This window comes from Oleiphilus sp. HI0067, assembly GCF_001635735.1.
Genome location: NZ_LWFI01000075.1, coordinates 1 through 684, shown reverse-complemented (window position 1 = coordinate 684; position 684 = coordinate 1). Strand labels below are relative to the sequence as shown.

Genomic DNA, 684 nt, shown 5'->3' with positions numbered 1-684 from the left:
AGCAATAACTGATGCCACAAGACCCAAGCCCAAATTACCGGTGATCACTGAGGCAGCAAAACCAAGCACTGCGCCCATTAGCACCATGCCTTCTTGGCCCAAGTTCAATACACCAGACTTTTCACACACCATTTCACCCAATGCGATCAAAATAAGCGGCGTACCTGTGCGAATGGTCGCAAATAAGATGTTAGTGATTAATTCAATATCCACGACTGCCCCTTACGCCTGCGCTGTTTCTTGTTGATTGCTAGATGATTTAGTTTGAACCGGACGATCTCGAACGATGCGATATGAGATCAACAAGTCACACGCTAAGAGATAAAACAGCAACATACCTTGGAATAAGCCCGTAATAGACTTCGGAAGTGTCAGGTCCATTTGAACCATTTCACCGCCCATGTAAGTGAGTGCGAGAAGCATACTGGCAATCACAATACCGCCAGGATGCATACGGCCCAAGAACACAATAATAATCGCAGCATAGCCGTAGCCAGGTGCAATATATGGATTCAACTGCCCGACAGGACCAGTGACTTCAGACACACCAGCGAGCCCCGCCAAAGCACCACAAATTAGCAGCACCAACCAAACAAGCTTTTTATCTTTAAACCCTGCAAAACTTGCTGCTGAAGGATCTTGACCCAGCACATTAATCTGGAAGCCGAGCATTGCACGAGACAT

At 46.9% G+C, this 684-nt stretch carries 2 pseudogenes; both read right to left on the bottom strand.

Annotated features, from left to right (window positions below):
* Positions 1-213 (bottom strand): annotated as a pseudogene (locus A3739_RS01215) (ABC transporter permease); the annotation flags it as partial.
* Positions 214-222: 9 nt separating this feature from the next.
* A pseudogene (locus tag A3739_RS01210) lies at positions 223-684 on the bottom strand (ABC transporter permease); the annotation flags it as partial.